We start from the raw sequence: 20,447 nt of genomic DNA on the forward strand, positions 1-20,447 counted from the left end.
CGTTCCAGACGCCGGTGCAGCGTGAACCAGGCGGCGGGACAGCCGTGGCAGGCACCGCCGAGGCGCACCGTGACGACGCCGTCGTGCACGTCGACCAGGTCGATGTCCCCTCCGTGGGACCGGGCGAAGGCGCCCACCTCCCCCGCGAGGACCTCCTGCGCCGCGCGGTACAGCGACGCGTCGTCACCCACGCGGGCGTCGGCCTCCACCACCCATCCGGCGGGATCGCCGAGGGCGGCGTGCAGCGCCGAGCGGACCCGCGCGCCCTCGTCCCTCCAGTCACGACCGGCGCCGAGTACGGTGATCACGGCCGTGGTCTCCACCGCGATCCGTTCGAGGGTGGCATCGCCCAACAGCGCCGCCAGCGGTCCGGGTACCGCGGCGAGCGGGCCTGCGGGGACGCCGGGGAGCGTCCCCGCGGGGATGATCCAGCGCAACTGCCCGGGCCGGCCGGGCACTCGCTGCGGGTGCAGGGGAATCATCACGACGGCTCACCCGCCCAGCGCGACGGTGACGGTCCGGGCCAGGTAGGCCATGAGCCAGGCCAGTGCCGTCAGGTAGGTGAGGGCGATCGCGGGCCATCTCCAGGTGCCCGTCTCGCGGCGCAGTACCGCCACCGTGGCCATGCACTGGAGGGCGTACACGAAGTAGACCAGCAGCGCGGCGATCGTCGGCGCGGTGAACACCCGCTCCCCGGCGTGCGGTCCGTCGGTGTAGGTCATGGCACGCAGCGCCCGGTCCGGCGCTTCCGGCTGCTCGGCGGCGGCCACCTGTCCGATGGTGGCGACGAAGGTCTCCCGGGCGGCCTGCGCCGACAGCACACCGATGTTGATGCGCCAGTCGAAGCCCAGCGGTTCGAAGACGGGGGCGACCGCGCGGCCCAGACCGGCGGCGTAACTGTGGTCGGCGGTGTAGGCGGACACGGCCACGGAGTCCGTGGTGTCGACGCCGGCCGCGTGCAGTTGCGCCGCCGTGTGCAGGGGCAGGTTCAGTAGCAGCCACAGCACGACGCTCGTGGCGACGATGACGGTCGAGCACTTGCGCAGGAAGGCGCGCGCGGAGGACCACATCGCCACCAGCACCGCGCGGGGGGCGGGCAGCCGGTAGGGCGGCATCTCCATGAAGAACGGCACCACCTGGCCGTGGCGGTCGCCGAGCTTCTTGAACACCCAGGCGGCCAGCATCGCGGAGACGGCTCCGAGCAGGTAGAGGCCGAACATGACCACGCCCTGCGCGCCGAACGGGCCGACCCTGGCGGAGGGGTCGACGAACAGGCCGATGAGCAGGACGTAGACCGGCAGCCGCGCCGAGCAGGTCATCAGCGGGGCGGCCATCATCGTGGCCAGCCGGTCCTTCGCGGAGGGCAGGGTACGGGTGGCCATGATGCCGGGGATCGCGCAGGCGAACGACGACAGCAGCGCCACGAAGGCGCGGCCCTCCAGCCCGGCGCGGGCCATCACCCGGTCCATCAGGAACGCCGCCCGCGCCATGTAGCCGACGCCCTCCAGCAGGGCCAGCAGCAGGAACAGCAGGACGATCTGCGGGACGAAGACGAGCACGCCGCCGACACCGCCGATAAGGGCGTCGCCCAGCAGCCCGGACAGCCACGGATCGCCGACATGATCGTGCACCTGGCCCGACAACCACGCGAAGAGCGACTCCACCCCGCCCTGCAGCGGGGCGGCGAAGGTGAAGACGGTCTGGAAGAACAGCCCCATCACCGCGAAGAACACCACCGTGCCCCCCACCGGATGCAGCAGCACCGCGTCCACGCGCCGGGTGGCCCGGTGGCGCTCGGGGGGCCGGTAGCCGGCGAAGGCCAGGACCGACTCCGCCCAGGCGTCCCGCTCGCCCGGCTCGGTGGGCGGGGCCACGACCGGGACGGACCAGGTGCGCCAGGTGGTGAGCTGCTCGCGCAGTCGCGCGACGCCGTGTCCGCGGTGGCCGACCACGGGCAGCACGGGCACGCCGAGCGCCTGGGCGAACGCCTCGACGTCCAGGCCGCCCTGACGGCGCGCCAGTTCATCGGTGAAGGTCAGCACCACGCAGACCGGCAGGCCGAGGGCCAGCACACGGGCCACGAAGCCCACCGACCGCCGCAGCGTGGTGGCGTCCGCCATGACCAGCAGGGCGTCCGGCCGCCCGGCGCCCTCCAGCCTGCCGTGCAGTACGTCGACGGTGATCCGCTCGTCCGGGCTGATCGGGTCGAGGCTGTAGGTGCCCGGCAGGTCCTCCACCACGTGCCGGTCACGGCCCGTCCGGGAGATCCCGACGAACCGGGACACGGTCACCCCGGGGTAGTTGCCGGTCTTGGCGCGCAGGCCCGTCAAGCCGTTGAAGACGCTGGTCTTGCCCGAGTTGGGGGCGCCGACCAGAGCGATCCGCGGCACTCCGGTGAGGGTCGCCTCCGTGCCGCTGTCACCGTGGCAGCCGTCGCTCACCGGTCCACCTCCGCGATGTGCACGCACGCCGCCTGTGCCCGGCGCAGGCACACCTCGTAGTCCTTGACCCGGTAGACGACGGGGTCGCGCAACGGCGCCCGGCGTACCACCTCCACCACCGCCCCGGGGGTGAAGCCGAGATCGTGCAGTCGGCGCGCCACGGCGGGCGCGTCGGCGGCCACCCTCGTCACCGTGGCACTGGCGCCCGGCGTCAGGTCCGCCAGCGAGCGCGGCACGGCATCGACGACGGCGGTTCTCCGGCCGGCTGCCGCCTCACGCACCTCGTTCATGGCACTCATCCGCATCTCCAGCACGTCGAGCCGGGCAGGAACCGCCCCGCGGAAAGAACATCGGGACCATCAGTGAGGCGAGGCTAACTTCAGCCGCGCGGGAGACACGGGGAGCTTGCGGCCCCACGGCATGGGCCCCTCGGCCCTGCCGGACGGGACCACACGGCCCACCGCGCACCACCGCCCCCGCGTTAGGTTCGCCTCGGCGGCACGGCCGGCTGTCAGCCCGCCGCACCCGCCCGGGCGCGATCAGCCCGGTCGCCGTCCCGCTCGTTCCCGGCACCGAGGAGCCACCCCATGCACGCCACCGTGATCACCGACCTGGCCGCCGAGCTGACCGTGCCCGAGGACGGCACCCTCAGCCGCGTCCTGTACCGCGACGACCGGATCCGCGTGGTCGGATTCGCCTTCGCCGCCGGCCAGGAACTGACCGAACACACCTCGGCCCTGCCCGTGGTCGTCCAGGTCGTCCGGGGCCGCCTCGACCTCGTCCTGGGCGACGAGAAGACCGAGGCCCTGCCGGGGAGCTGGATCCACCTGCCCGCACGGCTGCCGCACACCGTCCGCGCCACGGAGCCGAGCGTCATGCTGCTGACCATGCTGCCCGGCCGCGAGCCGTCCGGATCCGACGCTCCGTCCGGGACCTGACCGGCCCCTCGGGCGGGCCGGACCGGTCCCGGAAGCGGCATGATCGGCGCATGGACCACCGGTTTCCCGGCGGGGCGACCGGGGCGGCCCGTGCATCAGGCCGACGATCGGGGGTACCGCACCTGTGGAGGTACATGATGTTCGAGGCAGGTGACATCCGTGAATGGCGTGGTCACGACGTGGTGGACCCCGAGGGCCACAAGATCGGCACCCTGGAGTCCGTCTACGTCGACACGGCCACCGACGATCCTTCCTTCGCCACCGTGACCGTGGGCCTGCCCACGCGCCGCCGCCTGGTGTTCGTCCCCCTGGACCGCGCGACCGTCGGGCCGGGCTACCTGAGGGTCGCGCACGACAGGAACCTGGTGAAGAGGGCCCCCTCCATCGACACGGACGGCGTGCTGCCCGCCACGGACGAGCCGGAGGTCTTCGCGCACTACGAACTCGCATACGTGCCGGGCCTCAAGGGCGAGCGCCGTCTCGCCCGTCGCTGATCCGAGAGCCGCCCGGAGGACCGGGCCGAGAGCCGCCGGGAGAGCCGATGAGCCTGTTCCTGTTCCTGATCCTCGTGGCAGTGGTGCTGGGCCTCATCGGCGTCGCCGCCCACGGACTGTTCTACCTACTGGTCATCGGCGTCGTCGTCCTTCTCCTGGACCTCGTCTACGCCGGCGCGCGCCTGCGCCGCGGCGGCCGGAAGCAGCGCGTCGCGCGGTGAGCGCGGCGTCCGCCCCGGCCGGCGCGGACCGGTCGCCGCGGCGCGGCGGTCACCCGCCCAGGTACGGGCTGTAGAGCGCGGACAGGAAACGGGTGACGATCACCTCGCGGGTCTTTGCCGGGAGGGCGTCCAGAAGGCGGTTGACCGGGGCCATCCGGGCCGCGTTCTCACCGGCCGGGTCGACCCCCGCGGCCGGGAGCAGCGCCGCGAAGGACGCGTTGTCGAGTTCGGTCAGGTCCACCTGCGTGAGCAGGTCGACGATGTCCGCGGGCGGCGTCGGGGGCCCGAGCGGACGGACGGCGTCGGCGCACTCGCGCAGGACGGTGAGCAGTTCCTCGACGCCCCGCTCGCTCACCCCGGTGAGGGTCAGGTGCAGGTTGGCCGGGAGGCCGTCGAGGCTGAGCTGCGGCTGGAGGAAGAAGCCCCGGGCGCGGGTCTCGTCGGCGAGGGCGAAGAGGTCGAGCGGGGCCGGGGCCGCCGGGTCGGTGCCGATGGCGACCAGGGTCGCCTCGGGGGTGCCGAGGACGGTGAGGCCGTCGATCTCCTCGACGCCGCTGATCAGCCGACGGGTCGCGGACAGGGCGGCGCGGCCCAGTTCGCGGTAGCCGTCGGCGCCGAGGGCTTGCAGCGTGGCCCACGCCCCGGCGAGCGGGCCGGCGCCCTTGCTGCTCTGGATCGTGGAGTTGACGACGGTGTAGCCGGGCCAGGTCGCGCAGGCGTAGTAGGCGTCGAGCCGCAGGGCCTCGTCACGGAACAGCAGGACGGAGGCGCCCTTGGGGGCGTAGCCGAACTTGTGCAGGTCGCAGGAGAGGGAGGTGACGCCGGGGACGGAGAGGTCGAAGGCCGGGACGGTGGCGCCGGCCTCGGCGAGCCAGGGCAGCAGCCAGCCCCCGACGCACGCGTCGACGTGGCAGGGGATGCCACGGGCGGCGGCGTCGGCGGCTATCTCCGCGACGGGGTCGATCACGCCGTGGGCGTAGGACGGGGCGGAGGCGACGACGAGGACCGTGTTCTCGTTGCAGAGTCCGGCCATGGCGGCGGGGTCGGCGCGGTAGGTCCCGGGATCGACGGGCGCGCTGCGCACGGTGACCCGCAGATAGCTGCCGGCCTTGTGGAAGGCGGCGTGGGCGGTGACGGGGACGACGATCTCCGGGGCGAGGACGTCCGGGCGGGCGTCCCGGGCGGCCTTCACCGCGAGGATGATCGACTCGGTGCCGCCGCTGGTGAAGATGCCCGGGGTGCTGTCGTCACCGCCGAGCCGGGCGGCGGTCGCGCCGACGACCTGGCGTTCGAGCGCGACGATGCTGGGGAACGCGGTCGGGTCCAGACCGTTGACCTCCATCATCGTCAGATAGGCGCGTTCGGCGGCCTCGCGCACCTCGGGACGGCCGCTGTCGTAGACGTAGGCGGTGGTGTTCCCGCCCCGGGTGGGCAGGTCGGCGGCGGTGAGGGCGGCCAGTTCGGCGAGGAGGTCGGCGCCGGAGCGACCGGTCTCGGGCAGGCCGGGGTGGGCGGCCGGGGCGTCGGCCGTGGTCCGCGGGGAAGTCGTCATCAGGCGGTTTCCGTTTCTCGCGCGGCGCGGCGGCGGCCGTAGGCGCGCAGGGCGGGGAGGGAGAGGAGCATGAGCAGGGCGGGCACGAGGCTGAAGCCCAGGAGGATTCCGGTGCGCGCGGTGGCGGTCTGGGCGACCGGGTGGTCCAGGGTCGAGGAGACGAAGCCGGTGGAGGCCAGGGCGATCGAGTACGCGCCGGGGCCGGCCGCGAGGCCGACGGTCTCGCCGGCCGTCCACAGTCCGGTGAACGCTCCCGACTGGACCTGTCCGGTCCTGGCCGTGTCGGCGTGCACCGTGTCGGGCAGCAGGGCGAGCGGCAGGACCTGGAGGGCCGCGTAGCAGACGCCGAGCAGCCCGCAGAGCGTGAGCGTCAGGGCGACCGACACGGTGCCGCCACCGCCCGCGGCCGGGAACAGGCCCACCGCGCCGAGGGCGTAGCCGCAGGTCGCGACCGTGAGGCAGCGCAGCCGTCCCCAGCGCCCGGCGGCCTTGGCCCAGAGCGGGACGGCGACGGCGCTGGGGGCGACCAGGCAGACGAAGAGCATCGAGGTCAGGCCGTAGCCGCCGAGGCGGTAGGTGGCGACGTAGGGCGCGGCGGCGAGCATGATCGCGACGGCGGCGGCCTGGAGCACGAAGGAGAGCAGCAGCGCGAAGAAGGCGCGGTTGCCGCGTGCGGTGCGGAAGGCGGCGACCAGCCCGAGGGGCTCGGGTCCGGGCCGTGAGCGCACCCAGCGGGTACCGAGCGCGGGGACCAGCAGGACCGCCGCGATGACGAGCCCCACGGTCAGCCCCATCGCTCCGTATCCCTTGCGGCCTCCGCCCGCGGCGTCGACCACGAGGGGTGCCGCGCCGCCCGCGACGAGGATGCCGAGGGTCAGGAAGACGATCCGCCAGACCATGATCCGGGTGCGGACGGACGGCACGGGCGACATCTCGGCGGGCAGGGCGACGTAGGGCACCTGGAACAGCGAGAAGGCGCTCGCCGCCAGGACGAAGGTCACCGTCACCCACGCGGCCGCGCCCGTGCCGGTCATCGGGGACAGGAACATCGCCGCGAACGTGACGGGCAGCGCGAGCCCGCCGGCGACGAGCAGTCGCGTCCTGCGGCCGGTGCGGACGGCCTCACGGTCGCTCGCGGCCCCGACCACGGGGTTGAACACGGCGTCCCAGGCCTTGGGCAGGGCGACCACGAGTCCGGCGATTCCGGCGGGGACGCCCAGCGTGTCGGTCATGAAGTAGAGCAGCAGCAGGCCGGGGACGGTGGAGAAGAGGCCGGTGCCGACCGAGCCGAGGCCGTAGACGAACAGACGGCGCCGGGTGAGGCCGCCGACGGCGGGCGGGGGGACCAGGGCCGTCGTCATCCGCGCTCCCCCTCGCGCGGCCGCGGGGCGCCCAGCCCCAGATCACGCAGGACGAGGGCGCGCAGGTGGGCGCGGAAGCGCGGGACCTCGGCGCGGATGCCCGAGCGGCAGAAGCCGTGGGTGCTCCACAGCACCGTCCAGACGGTCATCTCGACGTCGGCGGGTGCGGCGGCCCCGGCCGGGACGGCCTCGCGCACGGTGTCACGGACCGCCTCGATGAGCGGCCGTGCGTAGGCGGCCTCCAGGTCCGCGAACTCGGCGGCGTCCGAGAGCCAGCGGCGCATCCACAGGGCCGGGATGTGGGGCTGGTCGAGGCAGAAGTCGAGGTACCGGTCGACCAGTTCGGTGACGGCCGCGACCGGGTCGGTGGGCGCGGTCTCCCGGAACGCGGCCAGCGCGTCCGTGAGCACGCGCTGCTCGGCGAGGTGGGCGCGGAGCATGACCTCCCGGTAGAGGTCCGGCTTCCCGCCGACGTGGTAGGCGACGGTGGCCATGTTCAGCCCCGCGTCGGCGGCGATCCGGCGGGTGCTCGTGCCGTCGTAGCCGTGCTCGGCGAAGAGGGAGGTGGCGGCCGCGATGATGCGCTCGCGACTGGCGTCGGCGGGCGGCGGGGCGGGGGCCGGTGAGGCGGGTGGCGAGTCGGACATGGCGGGGAGGATATGCCGCCCGGAGGCATCGATCAATCGATTGATGGAGAGAATTTCGCGGACTCCGCCGGACCGTTCGCACCCCGGTCGGACACATCCGCCGGACGCACCCGCCGAACGCCTCCGCCACCTCCGGCCGGACTCGGGTCACCCCCGCCGGATATCCTCACGGATGCTTCCGGGCCGGCTTCGGCGGGCGGTCGCGCCGCCCGGTCCCCGTCCGTGCCCGCACCCGTCGGCGCACCGGAAGCGGCACGCCCCCGACCTGTGCGCCCGCTGTGACGCACGACACAGGAAGGGAGCCAGATTTTACCCGTCAAAATGATCAAAGGGGCGGTGACATCCGTACCCCCTGTGAAATCTGATCGATACGTCAGGAGGCATCATGCCCGTCTCACGCAACTTGGCAGGAACGGTCTTCGTGGGCGGCGCGGTGACCCTGACTCTCGCCGCTCTGGTATACCCGACCATGCTCGGCGTCCAGACCACGTCCAGCGCCCAGACCCGCATCATCGCGGACACCCAGTGGGGCCCGCTCACCGAGGGCGACCGCGACTTCGTCGTCAAGGTGCGCGCGGCCGGGCTGTGGGAGTACCCCCTGGGTGAGATCGCGCTGAAGAAGGGCTCGACCCCGGCGATGCGGGAGGCCGGCAAGCACCTGATAGTGGGTCATGCGCGCCTCGACGAGCTGGACCGCAAGGTCGCCGTCCAGCTCAACATCACCCTGCCCAACCAGGCGTCTCCGCAGCAGCAGCAGTTCGTGGCGACCTCCGCGGCCCTGAGCGGCAAGGAGTTCGACAGGACCGCCGCCAACATCCTGCGCGTCACGCACGGCTCCATCTTCTCGGTGATCGCCAAGGTGCGCGCCAACACCAACAACTCCCTCGTGCGCGAGCTCGCGGACCTCGCCAACGACACGGTCCTCGACCACATCACCATGATGGAGAAGACCGGCACCATCGACTTCCCCTCGGTCCTCGCCCAGCAGAGCGCCCCGCCCACGCTCCCCAAGGACCAGCTCACACCGCCCGCGCCGCAGCCGGGCGCCCCGATCGTCGTCCTGACCCCGCGCCCCGACCTGAACGTGAACACCAACAGCCCGACCCCGAGCCCGACCGTCGGCTGACCGGCGGGGCCCGGCGGCCCCACGTCCGGGGAACACCCGCCGGGACCCGCGGGCGTTCCCCCTCCCGGGCTTCACACCGGCCGTGTTCCCTGCCAGCCGTCGCGGTGCAGGACCCGCTCCAACGGCAGCCGCGGCCCCGGACGGAACGTGGTGCGCAGCGGATGGGCCGTCGGCAGCAGCGCGCCCTGGCGCACCGTGGGCGGCAGGCCCAGTACGTCGGCGACCTCCTGCTCGCGGTCCAGGTGGACGGCCGTCCAGGCGGTGACCAGTCCGCGGCTGCGGGCGGCCAGCGCGTAGCTCCAGGCGGCCGGCAGCAACGATCCCCACAGACCGGCCTGGTTGCCCGGGGGCAGCCGTCCGCCGGCCACTTCGAGGCACGGGACGACCAGGACCGGTACCCGGTGCAGCCGGTCGGCCAGCGCCCGGGCCGCGGTGAGCACCGGGCGCGTGGCCGCGGGCAGTTCCGCCGGCCGCTCGAGAGCGGCGGCGTTGCGTTCGTAGAACGCGGCCCGGTAGACCTCGGCGACGTCCGCGCGGACGCGCGGGTCGGTGAGCAGGATCCAGCGCCAGTTCTGCCGGTTGTTGCCGTTCGGTGCCTGCAGGGCGATGCGCAGACAGTCCTCGACCAGGGCCGGATCCACCGCCCGGTCCAGGTCGAGACCGTGCCGCACGGACCGCGTGGTGGTCAGCAGCTCCTCGCAGGACAGGGGAAGTCCGTCGGTCACGGCAGCAGCACCGCCAGGAGCACCAGCCCGAGGTGGGTGGCCACGACGAAGGCGATCGTGGCGGGCATCGGCCACCCGCCGCGCCCCGCGGCCAGGAACCGCCGGGTGGCGTGGGCGGGCAGGACGGCCGCCAGGCAGGGCAGCAGCGCGAGCGGACCCCGCGGGGCGAGCAGCAGGACCTGGCAGGCGAGGGCCCCGGCCGCGAAGGCGGCGGTGACCGCGGCGGCGCGCCGCGGTCCGAGAGCGGCCGAGTACGGACGGGCGCCCGGTGGCGCCTCCCAGGCGGTCTTGCGGGCGAACTCGAAGTGCAGGAAGACACAGGCGCTCAGGGTGAGCAGCGCGGCACCGCGCCGGTCGGCGGTGACGGTTCCCGCGGCGACGAGCGACCCGTAGACGTAGACACCGAGCAGCAGTTGGACCGGGTAGGTCACCGCCAGGCCGAGCAGGGGCCGGTCGCGCACCGCGGGGGACAGCCGCTCCAGCGGGGCGAGGAGCAGCCCGTACCCGAGAGCCGCGAGGATCAGCAGGGCGTCGGCCGCCGAGAGGGCCGCGTTCAGACCGGTCACCACCGCGGCGACCGCCGCCATCGCGCCGCGCAGTTCGGCCGCGGTGATCGCGCCGGTGACGAGCGGCCGGTCCGGGTGGTGGACGCGGTCGTGGGCGAGGTCCTTCTGTTCGTCCAGCATCCGCAGGAACAGCAGGGCCAGTACGACGCTGACGACCCGGATCCAGGTGGCGCCGGACGGGCGCCAGGCCGGGCCGGCCGCGGCCACCGCCGAGCCCTCCAGCGCGAGGACCCACAGCAGTCCGTAGGTGACGTAGAGGTGCGGCCGGAACCTGCGCAGCACGAAACGGCCCAGTCTGGCGGGAACTCGCCGGGCGGTGAAGGTGGTCGCCGCGTCCCCGTGGCCGGGTGCGCCCGAGGGGGGTTCTTCCCTGGCGGGTGCGGCCGGGGGCCTCATGCGGCCCTGTGCACGGCCGGCGCCGCCAGGGCGCGTACCGGTCCGGCGTCCGCGTCGGCGAACCTGATCCGGGCCTCGGCGGCCACGGAGCCGGGCTGGCGCAGGGTGCATTCGACGGCAGCCCCCGGCGGCGCCGGAGCGGCCCGGCACTCCAGCGGCAGATCCATCTCGGCGAAACGGCGGAACCGCGCGGCCAGGGCCACCGGCAGCGGGCTGGGCGTGCGGACGGTTCCGGCGGACACCGCGGCGCGCAGGGCGAGTTGGCGGAATGCCTCCAGCTCCAGCATGCCGGGCACATGGTCCACCCAGTGGTCGTAGAGGGTGGGGTGGGTGGTCTCGGCCAGCAGGCGCGCCGTGTGGGTGCCGTCGTCCGTGGTGCGCGGCGGTGAGATGACCGTGTTGGCCGAGGCGCGCCGGCCGACGAGCGCTGGTTCGACGTGGCGTCCGCGCAGCGCGACGGGCACGGCGGGCAGGCCGAGCGCGCCGCGCTGCCGGGCCCGCAGGCTCGTCCAGTCCTCGGGCGGCATCCAGGAGTAGTCGATGCGGGCCGCCAGGGCCTCGCGGGCGCCGATGGACAGGCCGAAGCGGAGCCGCAGGCCCCGCACTTCGGCCCGGGTGGCGAACCGTTTCTCGATCCGGGTCGTGACGACCGCCTCGGTGGGCCGGTCGCCCCGGGTGAGGGCGGCCGGGTCCGGCACCTCGAACTCGACCGCCCGGAGCAGGAACTTGTGTCCGGGCCGGACGCCGAGGTAGCGGTGGGCCACCACGAAGATGCCCTGCCGGCACGCTTCGAGCAGCAGGAAGGGGTCGAGGCGGTCGCCGGGGCCGAGGGTGTCGTCGTAGAAGGCGTGGCGGCGGGGGAAGCGTGCGGCCAGCAGCATCTCGTCCTCGCCGTGGCGCTCGGCGTCGGTCAGGAAGACCTCCTCGACCGCGGAGCGGTGCACGAGTTCCTTGGGGAGTGTCGGGGTGAACTGCACGATGCCGCTCCTCAGTTCGCGGTGGCGCGGACGGTGTCCAGGTGGCGGCGCCAGGTGTCGGCGTCGGCTCCGTCCAGCACGGGCGCCCGGCCCGGCTGTCGCATGGGGAGCACCTTCGAGCCGACGATGACGGCGTCCCACGGGTCGAGGTCGATCCCCCTCCGCCAGGCGCTCTCCAGCAGCTCCCGCGGGGCGGCCGAGGGGTCGGCGCCCCGGTGCCGGGACACGGTGTCGCGCAGTCGTGCGAGGGCGGGTCCGAAGTCGAGGTCCCGGGGTTCGGTGGCGGCGTACAGCAGTCCGGTCAGCTCGTGCGCGTGCGCGGCGCGGTCCTCGCCGGCGAGGGCGGAGCGGAACAGGCGGTCGCGCTCGGTCTCGTCGAAGTGGACGGCCAGCTCCCGCAGCACGTCGGCGGGTTCGTCGGGAGTGTGCACCAGGTTCAGCAAGTAGCTGTAGCGGCCCAGGAGATGGCGCAGCTGGCCGGGCCGGCGGGCGTCCGGGTCCGTGGGGCCCTTGAGCCGGGTGAGTTCGACCGAGGCTGGCACGTCCAGGTCGTTCTCGGGCCGGACGAGCAGGACGAGGGCGTCGGCGTCCTCCAGGAAGAGTGCGGCCAGCCGCCTGCGGTGAGGGGTGGCGAGGTTCCACTGGAAGTACCACAGGGAGCGGATCATGGTGCGGGTCAGCCGGGTGACACCCGCGCCGGCGATCGTGAAACCCTGCCCGGCCAGCCAGTCGGCGGCCGCGTCCAGCCTGCGCGCCACGACGGCGTCGGGCTTGAGCAGCAGCAGCGCGTGCCGGTGGGCGAAGCCGGTGACGTCGTCGGTGAGGGCGGCGAGCTGGTCGTGGCTCTCCTGGTAGTAGGTGTCCGCGCCGTACAGCCGTTGTTTGTCGGGGTGGCAGGTCAGCAGCGGTGAGACGGGTATGCCGTACGAGGGCTCGGCGAGGTGGGCGAGGGTCATCGGTGGGTGCTCCCGTCGGGTCGGGCGGCCGGCTCCCTGGGCGGGGGCGGGCCGAGATAGCCGGTCGCGAGGCAGTGGTCGAGGAGGCGGCGCAGGTAGGCGTGCGCGCCCGTCGCGGGCGGACGGTGGCCGAAGGCCTCGGCGTGGGTGGCGTCGAAGCGGACGCGGCGCCGGAAGTAGGGGGCGTACAGGGAGACGACGCGGTCGTAGTAGGGGCGTTCGCGGCCGGGCAGGGCCGTGGCGGAGAACGCGGACGGGGGGACGAACCGCGGCACGTGGAGGGACGGGTACTCGGCGAGGACGTCGGACATGTCCCGCAGGGTCAGCTCGTGGCCGACGGCGTGCAGGGTGCGGCCCTCGGCGTCCCGGAACCGGGTGGCGGCCTCGGTCACCAGGTCGGCGACCCGGTCGACCGGGACCAGGTCGAGGACGGCGTCGTGGTGACCGGGCACCGTGCGCACCAGGCCCCTGGTCAGGACCCGGAGCACGGGGTAGACGGTCTTGTGGTCGCGGACGCGGCCGGTGCGGGTGGCGCCGGTGACGATGCTCGGGCGGACCACGGTCACGGGCAGGCCGTCCGCCGCGGCCTTGCGGACCAGGGTCTCGGCGGCCAGTTTGCTCTTCTCGTAGTCGTTGCCGGGGCGTTGGCCGAGGTCGAGTTCGTCCTCGTACGCGATGCCGTCGCGTTCCCCGCACACGTAGGCGGTGCCGACGTGGACCAGGGGCGTACGGGTCCCGAGGGCGAGGCCCAGGACGTGCCTGGTGCCCTCGACGTTGACGCGTTCGTACCGGCCCGGCGGCAGTCCGAAGTCGGTGACGGCGGCGCAGTGGACGATCCGGTCGGCACCGGCGGCCAGGCGCCGGTCGGCACCGCTCAGCCCGAGGCCGGGGCGGGTGACGTCGCCGGTGATCCGGGTGACGGCGCCCGGACCGGCGGTGAGTTTTCTGCCGTTGTTGCGGACGAGGTCGGCGTTGTGGTGCACCACCGCCAGCACCCTGTGACCGGCGGCGGTGAGCCGGGCGGTCACCTCGGCGCCCACGAAGCCGCTGGCGCCGGTCACCAGCACCGTCATCGGGTGGGACGCCGCCGGATCGGGGGTCGTCGGATCGGGGGTCGTCGGATCGGACATCGGTGGATCCTCCGCACGGAACGTCGGGTCGGATGCTCGGGAGCCGAGGGCCCGTCAGCGGGCCTGGTGGGGCTGGGCCCCGTTGCCGGCCAGCAGCTCGCGGGCCTCTTCGATGGGCAGCTCCGCACCGAGGTGGGCGCCCATGCGCAGCCAGTCGTGGCCGAGTTGCAGCGTCGCCCGCCAGGTGTGCGCGGAGTCGAAGGAGAGCGGGAAGGAGTCGGCGCCCATGGCACCGCGTACCAGGGCGATGAAGCGGCGCAGCTCCGCGCGCAGCGCGTCGCCGTCCTCCGCCGAGTCCACGCCCCGCCCCAGGAGTTCCCCGGCACGGACGCCGATCGGTCCGGTGGCGGCGGGAAGCAGGTCCATGCGGCGCACGAGGTCGGTGTCCGCGGGCAGCGGGTTGACCCCGTGGGCGCTGAACAGTCCGCGCAGCGCGGCGTGCACGGCGCGGCGCGCGGTGAGTTCGGCGACCCGCCGCTGGCCGCGCCGCAGGGCTCCGGTCAGGTCCTCGACGGCGTTCTCGACCACCACGTTGGACCACACCAGGGCCATGGCCGCGGCGGCGAACCGGTCGGCGGGCAGGGGCATCAGGTCGACGGCGCGGGCTCCGGTGACGGCCGCGCCGCGGACCGACAGCAGCGGCCGCGCGGTGGAGGGCGGCGGGGTCACGGGGCCGGGCGGGGCGGCGAGCGGGAGCGCGGGGGTGACGGCTCCGCCGCCCTTCCAGACGAGGCGGACCAGTCCGTAACGCAGGAAGGCGGCGAGCAGCGGGCCGGGGTCGGTGACGCCGGTGGCGGCGCTCTCGGCCAGTACGCGGGGCAGCGGCCGGCCCAGGACGAGGGAGCGCCAGACGGTTCCGGCGTCGGCGCCGAGGGCGAACACGTCGCGCCCGCCGCGGACGACGTGGACCCGTTCGCCGGTCTGCCAGGTGGTCACCCGGGCCACGCGTTCCACGGTGAGCCGTTCGGGCTTCCGGGGGACGCCGGTGAGGCCGAGGTCCGCGGCGAGATCGAGGCAGGCGGTCAGGTGGGCCCGGGCGGCACCGGCGTCGCCGGACGGGACGACGGCCTCTTCCAACGCCCAGTAGCGGTCGCGCACGTCCGCCCGTCCCGCCCGGTCCAGCTGCATGGACAGCCACTTGGGTTCGAGATAGGTCTCACCGAGGCCCGCCGCCCAGGACTTGACGCTCTGCACGAGCGCGGCGCGGGTCCAGTCGACCGCCTCGTCGCTCTCGCCGAGGCACTGCAGTGCCAGCGCGTGCCGCAAGGACTGCCGGGCCCGGTGCGCCCACCAGTCGGCGGTGATCCGGCGGAACCGCTCCACGGGCAGCAGCGCCTTCACCTCCTCGACGAGGGCGTGGCCGCGCAGCGGATGACTGTGCAGCACCCGCTGGCAGCGGTTGAGGAGGTCCTCGGAGAGCCGGGCCGGCCGTCCGGCCGTCCGCTCCACCTCCTGGAACTGGTCGGCCAGTTGACGCACCGAGCGGGTGCGGATCTCCACCCTTCTGCCGTCCACGAACAGCAGGGACGGCATGGTCGGCAGGTCGTCGTCGCGGCGGCTCACGAGCAGGAAGTCGATGTCGGAGGAAGGGTTGCCGAACCCCTCCGCTATGGAGCCCTCCAGGGTCACGGCCCACTCGGTGTCGAGGGGGAGTTCGGCGAGGGACTTGTCGAGCAGGTCCTGCAACCGTTCCTCGGTGAGGATCACTGGTGCGTCTCCGTTCGGGGGCTGTCCGGGACGGCGGCCGCGGTGTCGGGGGACGGGTCGGCGAGCACGGCGACCGTGCCGGCGGCGCCGTCGACCCGCAGCCGGGTGCCGGTGCGGATCTCTGTGGTGGCGCCCTTCACCTGGACCACGGTCGGAATGCCCAGCTCCCGCGCCACGACGGCCACATGGGTCAGCGGGCTGCCCCGTTCGATGACCAGGGCGGCGGCCGAGGACAGCGCGGTCACCCATCCCGGGTCGGTGCGGTAGGTGAGCAGGATGCCGCCGCCGATGTCGCGCGGGGTGTCGGTGACCACGGCGGGCCCTTCGGCGACGCCGGGGCAGCAGGGGACGCCGGTCAGTTCGCGGGCACCGCCGGGGGCGGCCGGGCCGCTGTTCCAGCCGGCCCGTTCGAGGTTGCCCGACCAGTACGGCGCGCCGCGGGTGGTGAAGCGGGACGGGGCGTGCAGCGCGGTGTCGGCGGCCTGCTGTCTGCGGCGCAGCACGACCAGGTCCCGCAGTTCGGTGTGGGCGATCATGCCCTCGTAGGCGCCCCGGATCTCCTCCAGGCGGAGGAAGAAGACGTCGTCCCAGGCGTCGACGGCACCGGCGCGCGCCAGGTCGCGGCCCAGGGCGCGCAGCATGCGTTTGGCCGCTCCGAAGGCGCGGGTGCGGCAGAACCTGAGCCGTTCCCGGTCGGCGAGCGCGGCCCGGGCCTTGCCCCGCACCCGTTCGTACACCAGGCGCCGCGGGCGGCCGAGGTGTTCGTCGAGGTAGGCGTCGACCTCGCCGCCGCGGTCCGGGGTGCCGCCGCCGTCGCCGGTGTCCGGCAGCGCCCCGCGCAGCAGGGTGAAGAGTCCGGCCGGGTTCTCGCGCAGGTCGGGAACCTCCAGCTTGAGTTCGTCGGGGCTGCGGTAGCCGTAGTCGGCGATGTACGCGTCGACGGCCCGCAGGAACCGGACGTGGCCGGCGTCGCGCAGGGCCTGGTGGGCCTCGGAGTCGGGGGTCCGTTCCAGCAGCGCCAGGACCTCGGCGTCGGCACGCGCCTGGTCGGCCAGTTCGCGCAGTGCCCACACCGGTTCCGCGGACTCGACGCCGCCGCCGGGGGCCGCCGCGGCCCAGGTGAACCACTCGGGCGCCGTCGGCAGCCATCTGCGGGTGAGCAGGGCCAGGAGTCCCACGGAGAGCAGGATCGTCGCGTCGAGGGTCTGCATCGGGCCCCATTTTTCGATGAGTTCCCGCTGTAGCCGCCGGAAACGGCGGTACGTCTCGTCACCCGGCAGGGCGTCGTAGTCGACATTGTTGAATATCGTGTACGCACGATAGAAATCTCGATGAAACGTGTCGACCGATTTCCGGATGGTGATGAATCGCCCGGCAAAGACGACCGTACGTGTCAGGCGTTCGACGTGACCGCGCAGTCCGGGCCGGGGCGTGAACGGGTGGAGCGCGTCGGCGACCTCGTCGGAAATACTCTCGGCGACGCCCAGGGATTTCTCCAGAACGCGCCGGTTGAGCGGGTACAACGGCGCGAGGCGCACCATGCGGTACCAGTGGAAGAGGTTGTAGTAGACCCGTCCGTGGACGTAGCCGAGCAGGTGCGGCGTCCACTCCTGCACCTCACGCAGCCGCTCCCCGCGGACCCCCAGGGCGCGGGCGTAGCTGTCGTACACCTTCGCGTAGGTGTCGGCGGCGAAGCTGTAGGTGAGCGGGGAGACGACGCCGCTGAAGCTCTCGACGATGTTGGAGTTGTCCCAGAGCCGCAGGTCCCGTCCGGGTTCCGGTGCGGGGTCGGCGGCCGGGGCGAGCGTCGTGACGGGCCGGCTCTGCAGGATCCACAGGGTGTCGTCGGCGATGGCCCATTCGATGTCCTGGGGGGTGCCGTACAGGGCGGCGAGGCGAGCCCCGGCCGCGTGCAGCCGCTCCAGCCGGTCGGCGGTCAGTGACAGTTCGGCGCGGTCCCCGTCGGCGACGGGCGACACCCGGCAGCCGGGTCCGGATCCGGCGTCGTAGCGCTCCCGCTTGTCGCCGATCACCGTGGTCAGCGGCTCGCCGGTGCCGGCGTCCAGGACGACGGTGTCGGCGTCGACCGCGCCCGAGACCAGCCCCTCCCCCAGCCCGTGGACGGCGCTGACGACGTGCCGGTCGGTGCGCCCGGTCACCGGGTCGGCGGTGAACAGCACTCCACTGAGTTCGGCGGCCACCATGTGCTGCACGATGACGGCGACACCGTCGGCACTGACGGGCAGCCGGCGCTGTGCGCGGTAGCGCAGGGAGCGTTCGGAGAACGCCGAGGCCCAGCAGCGGCGGACGTGGGCGACGACCTCGTCGAGGCCGCGGACGTTGAGGAAGGTGTCGAACTGGCCGGCGAAGGAGTGGCGCGCGCCGTCCTCCTGCGGGCCGGACGAGCGGACGGCCACGGCGCCGCCGCCGGCCAGCCCGTAGGCCAGTCCGATGGCGTCGGTGAGGCGGTCGCCGAGCGGCGCGTCCTCGATCAGACGGGCGATCTCCGCGGCGATCCGGCCCGCTCTCGACTCGAGGTCACCGGCGAGCAGGCGGGCCAGGTGTCCGTCCAGGCCGCCGTCGCGGCAGAATTCCGCGAATACGTCCAGGCCGATGACCGACCAGCGCGGTACTTGAAATCCGGACGCGGTCAGGGTGTGCAGGTTCTTCCCTTTTCCACCGGCCCATTCGGCGGCAATGGATTCGTCACTGGACGGTGTGAGGACGTACAGGGACCCGCGTTCGGATCCCGTGGTGGGCGACAATGCGCTTCCCCTCCAAGGGTGTTGCTCGACCTCGCTCGAATGTTGCACAGCAGGGCCGGTCGAAAAAACTCCCCCGGGCCGCCACAGTCGCTTTTCGGTCGTCGTATCCCTTTCAAATTCCGGTCGCCCGCCGCTGTTCAGGACGAACGACGGGACCACGAGGGGAAACGGGATGATCCAGCCGAAGTGGGTCGCCCCGGCTCCGGCGGCGGACCGGACCACGGTGGCGATACGCGGCGGTACCACCGCGTACGTCCTGTCGCCCCTCCCGTTCCGGCGGAGCGGGGGGCCGGGTCCGGGCGGGGCGCGCCACGGGCCACTGGCCGCCCCAAAGCCACACGTTCGGACATCGACGCGGGCCCAGCAGAAAGGAAAGCAACAAATATTGACGCAATCAACCAGCGCTTGTAACTTCCGTCTCAGTCGCCAGGCAGCCTGAACTCGGCTGTTCCGAGGGCGAGTTGTAGCTCCACCCTCCACTTCGGGAGCACGCATGCGCAGAAGCAGATCTGCCTCCTCTCGTCTCATCCCGTCTCCAGCGGCCGGACCGGGGTCCCGGCTGCGCCACGCCCTGCTGTCCGTCGCCGCCGTCCTCGGTCTCCTGGTGACCGTCCTGGTCGGCATGCCCGGTGTCGCCCGGGCCGCGGGTTCCCAGCCCTGCGACATCTACGCCGGCGCGGGCACCCCGTGCGTCGCCGCACACAGCACGACACGCGCGCTGTTCTCGGCGTACAACGGCCCGCTGTACCAGGTCACCCGCGTCTCCGACGGCGCGAGCGCCGACATCGGGCTGCTGACGGCCGGCGGTTACGCGAACGCCGCCCAGCAGGACGGCTTCTGCGCCAACACGACGTGCAGCATCTCGAAGGTGTACGACCAGACCTCCCGCCACAACGACCTGTTCCCCGGCCCCGCGGGGACGGCCGGAATGGGCGCCGACCGGGGCGCGGACGCCGGTGAGCTGTCCGTCACGGCGGGCGGCCACAAGGTGTACGGCATCTGGATCTCCCCCGGGGTCGGCTACCGCTCGCACGGCGCCGCCTCCGGCACCGCGGTCAACGGCCAGGCGGAAGGCGCCTACATGGTCGCCAGCGGCACCCATGTCGGCTCCGCCTGCTGCTTCGACTACGGCAACGCCGAAGCCACGCCGGCCGACACCGGCAACGGCCACATGGACGCCGTGTCCATCGCCACCACCTGCTACTTCGCCCCGTGCAGCGGCTCGGGCCCCTGGGTCGAGGCCGACCTGGAGAACGGCATGTTCCAGGGCGACAACGGCTCCAACACCGCGAACAAGGGCAACAACAGCACGTACGTCACGGCCGTCCTCAAGAACAACGGTCAGACCACCTACGCGCTGAAGGGGGGCAACTCGCAGTCGGGGAGCCTGACCACCTGGTGGGACGGGGCGCTGCCCACGCGGGGCGGCTACCGGCCCATGCAGCAGGAGGGCGGCATCATCCTGGGCACGGGCGGCGACAACAGCAACTGGAACATGGGCACGTTCTTCGAGGGTGTCATGGTCATCGGCTATCCGACGGACGCGGCCGAGAACGCCGTCCAGGCGAACATCGTCTCGGTCGGCTACTCGGGCCAGACCAACGTCCCGAACGGTCCGCAGGGCACCATCGGCGGCCCCGGCGGCCAGTGCGCCGACGTCGCCGCGGACGACACCGGGGTGAACGGCGCCGCCGTGCAGCTGTGGAACTGCCAGTCGTACGCCGAGGACCAGCACTGGACCCACAACGCGAACGGATCGCTCGGAACCATCGGCCGCTGCCTGGACATCATCGGCAACGGCACCGCCAACGGCACGAACGTCGAACTGTGGGACTGCAACGGGGTCGGCGGCCAGAAGTGGGTGCAGCGCGCCGACGGTTCGCTGTTCAACCCGCAGTCGGGGCGCTGCCTCGACTCCCCCAACGGTGCCACGGCCAACGGCACCCGGCTGCGGATCTGGGACTGCAACGGCTCCGCCGCCCAGAAGTTCGCGGTCAACGCGGGCGCGCCCGTCATCGGGCCCGGCGGTGCCTGCGCCGACGTCGCCGGTGACGACAACGGCTCCAACGCGACCGCCGTACAGCTCTGGAGCTGCCAGTCGTACGCGGTCGACCAGCACTGGTTCCACAGCTCGGACGGCCGGCTGCACACGCTGGGCCGCTGCCTCGACATCAACGGCAACGGCACCGCGGGCGGCACCCAGGTCGAACTGTGGGACTGCAACGGGGCCGGGGGCCAGGTCTGGCAGCAACAGGCCGACGGTTCGCTGCTCAACCCGCAGTCGGGCCGCTGCCTCGACTCACCCGACGGCGCCACGGCCAACGGCACCCGGCTGCGGATCTGGGACTGCAACGGCTCCGCCGCCCAGAAGTTCGCACTGGGCTGACCCCGCCTCAGCGCCCTTCGGCCCGGCCGGACCCGCCGTCCGGCCGGGCCCGCCCGTCG

General features: G+C 73.3%; 18 protein-coding genes. 5 read left to right on the top strand and 13 right to left on the bottom strand.

The window, feature by feature from the left end; translation table 11 throughout:
* The 3 genes from CW362_RS11160 to CW362_RS11170 form a co-directional block, all read right to left on the bottom strand.
* Window positions 1-482, bottom strand: a 482-nt coding sequence (locus CW362_RS11160; protein WP_103549318.1) for a NifU family protein, incomplete at its 3' end; no start/stop codon positions are given.
* Window positions 483-491: 9 nt separating this feature from the next.
* Window positions 492-2,441, bottom strand: coding sequence for a ferrous iron transporter B (gene feoB / locus CW362_RS11165; RefSeq protein ID WP_103549228.1), 1,950 nt, complete (start codon window positions 2,439-2,441; stop codon window positions 492-494).
* Window positions 2,438-2,740: a FeoA family protein gene (locus CW362_RS11170; protein WP_206300930.1), complete on the bottom strand. Its 303-nt coding sequence runs from the start codon at window positions 2,738-2,740 to the stop codon at window positions 2,438-2,440. The genes feoB and CW362_RS11170 overlap by 4 nt, the downstream gene beginning before the upstream one ends.
* 288 nt (window positions 2,741-3,028) lie before the next feature.
* Here CW362_RS11170 and CW362_RS11175 point away from each other — a divergent pair, with 288 nt between their 5' ends.
* From CW362_RS11175 to CW362_RS43740, 3 genes are all read left to right on the top strand, one after another.
* On the top strand, window positions 3,029-3,379 hold the full coding sequence (locus tag CW362_RS11175) for a cupin domain-containing protein (RefSeq protein WP_103549230.1): 351 nt from the start codon (window positions 3,029-3,031) through the stop codon (window positions 3,377-3,379).
* 137 nt (window positions 3,380-3,516) lie between these two features.
* Window positions 3,517-3,873: a PRC-barrel domain-containing protein gene (locus tag CW362_RS11180; RefSeq protein WP_103549319.1), complete on the top strand. Its 357-nt coding sequence runs from the start codon at window positions 3,517-3,519 to the stop codon at window positions 3,871-3,873.
* A gap of 47 nt (window positions 3,874-3,920) precedes the next feature.
* Window positions 3,921-4,094, top strand: coding sequence for a hypothetical protein (locus CW362_RS43740; RefSeq protein WP_167455611.1), 174 nt, complete (start codon window positions 3,921-3,923; stop codon window positions 4,092-4,094).
* Window positions 4,095-4,143: 49 nt separating this feature from the next.
* Here the strand turns inward: CW362_RS43740 and CW362_RS11185 are convergent, their stop codons facing one another.
* Genes CW362_RS11185 through CW362_RS11195 form a run of 3 tightly spaced genes read right to left on the bottom strand, consistent with a single transcriptional unit; the run spans window position 4,144 to window position 7,654 of the window.
* Window positions 4,144-5,646 carry a pyridoxal phosphate-dependent decarboxylase family protein gene (locus tag CW362_RS11185; protein WP_103549231.1) on the bottom strand — a complete coding sequence of 501 codons (1,503 nt, stop codon included), beginning with the start codon at window positions 5,644-5,646 and terminating at the stop codon, window positions 4,144-4,146.
* Window positions 5,646-7,007, bottom strand: a complete 1,362-nt coding sequence (locus CW362_RS11190; protein ID WP_103549232.1) for an MFS transporter — start codon at window positions 7,005-7,007, stop codon at window positions 5,646-5,648. The genes CW362_RS11185 and CW362_RS11190 overlap by 1 nt, the downstream gene beginning before the upstream one ends.
* Window positions 7,004-7,654: a TetR/AcrR family transcriptional regulator gene (locus tag CW362_RS11195; RefSeq protein WP_103549233.1), complete on the bottom strand. Its 651-nt coding sequence runs from the start codon at window positions 7,652-7,654 to the stop codon at window positions 7,004-7,006. The genes CW362_RS11190 and CW362_RS11195 overlap by 4 nt, the downstream gene beginning before the upstream one ends.
* Before the next feature lie 385 nt (window positions 7,655-8,039).
* On the opposite strand from CW362_RS11195, the gene CW362_RS11200 reads away from it, so the two are divergent.
* A complete protein-coding gene (locus CW362_RS11200; protein ID WP_103549234.1) occupies window positions 8,040-8,780 on the top strand; it encodes a DUF4142 domain-containing protein in 741 nt (246 codons plus the stop codon).
* A gap of 71 nt (window positions 8,781-8,851) precedes the next feature.
* Here the strand turns inward: CW362_RS11200 and CW362_RS11205 are convergent, their stop codons facing one another.
* The 7 genes from CW362_RS11205 to CW362_RS11235 all read right to left on the bottom strand — a co-directional run bounded on the left by CW362_RS11205 (window position 8,852) and on the right by CW362_RS11235 (window position 18,002).
* Window positions 8,852-9,505, bottom strand: coding sequence for a nitroreductase family protein (locus CW362_RS11205; RefSeq protein WP_103549235.1), 654 nt, complete (start codon window positions 9,503-9,505; stop codon window positions 8,852-8,854).
* Complete coding sequence (locus CW362_RS11210) at window positions 9,502-10,353, bottom strand: hypothetical protein (RefSeq protein ID WP_103549236.1); 852 nt, start codon at window positions 10,351-10,353, stop codon at window positions 9,502-9,504. Before CW362_RS11210 ends, CW362_RS11205 begins: the two co-directional genes overlap by 4 nt.
* Before the next feature lie 110 nt (window positions 10,354-10,463).
* On the bottom strand, window positions 10,464-11,444 hold the full coding sequence (locus CW362_RS11215; RefSeq protein WP_162684041.1) for a ScbA/BarX family gamma-butyrolactone biosynthesis protein: 981 nt from the start codon (window positions 11,442-11,444) through the stop codon (window positions 10,464-10,466).
* Between the two features lie 11 nt (window positions 11,445-11,455).
* Window positions 11,456-12,400: a nucleoside-diphosphate kinase gene (locus CW362_RS11220; RefSeq protein WP_103549238.1), complete on the bottom strand. Its 945-nt coding sequence runs from the start codon at window positions 12,398-12,400 to the stop codon at window positions 11,456-11,458.
* The gene (locus CW362_RS11225; protein WP_240657750.1) at window positions 12,397-13,530 is read right to left on the bottom strand and encodes an SDR family oxidoreductase; all 1,134 of its coding nucleotides are present in this window, start codon (window positions 13,528-13,530) and stop codon (window positions 12,397-12,399) included. The genes CW362_RS11220 and CW362_RS11225 overlap by 4 nt, the downstream gene beginning before the upstream one ends.
* 54 nt (window positions 13,531-13,584) lie before the next feature.
* Complete coding sequence (locus tag CW362_RS11230; RefSeq protein WP_103549239.1) at window positions 13,585-15,237, bottom strand: nucleotidyltransferase family protein; 1,653 nt, start codon at window positions 15,235-15,237, stop codon at window positions 13,585-13,587.
* Window positions 15,234-18,002, bottom strand: a complete 2,769-nt coding sequence (locus CW362_RS11235; protein WP_240657751.1) for a phosphoenolpyruvate synthase — start codon at window positions 18,000-18,002, stop codon at window positions 15,234-15,236. Before CW362_RS11235 ends, CW362_RS11230 begins: the two co-directional genes overlap by 4 nt.
* 493 nt (window positions 18,003-18,495) lie before the next feature.
* On the opposite strand from CW362_RS11235, the gene CW362_RS11240 reads away from it, so the two are divergent.
* Window positions 18,496-20,388, top strand: a complete 1,893-nt coding sequence (locus CW362_RS11240; RefSeq protein WP_103549241.1) for an arabinofuranosidase catalytic domain-containing protein — start codon at window positions 18,496-18,498, stop codon at window positions 20,386-20,388.
* Window positions 20,389-20,447 lie beyond the last annotated feature (59 nt).

Source organism: Streptomyces populi (assembly GCF_002911015.1).
GTDB lineage: Bacteria > Actinomycetota > Actinomycetes > Streptomycetales > Streptomycetaceae > Streptomyces > Streptomyces populi.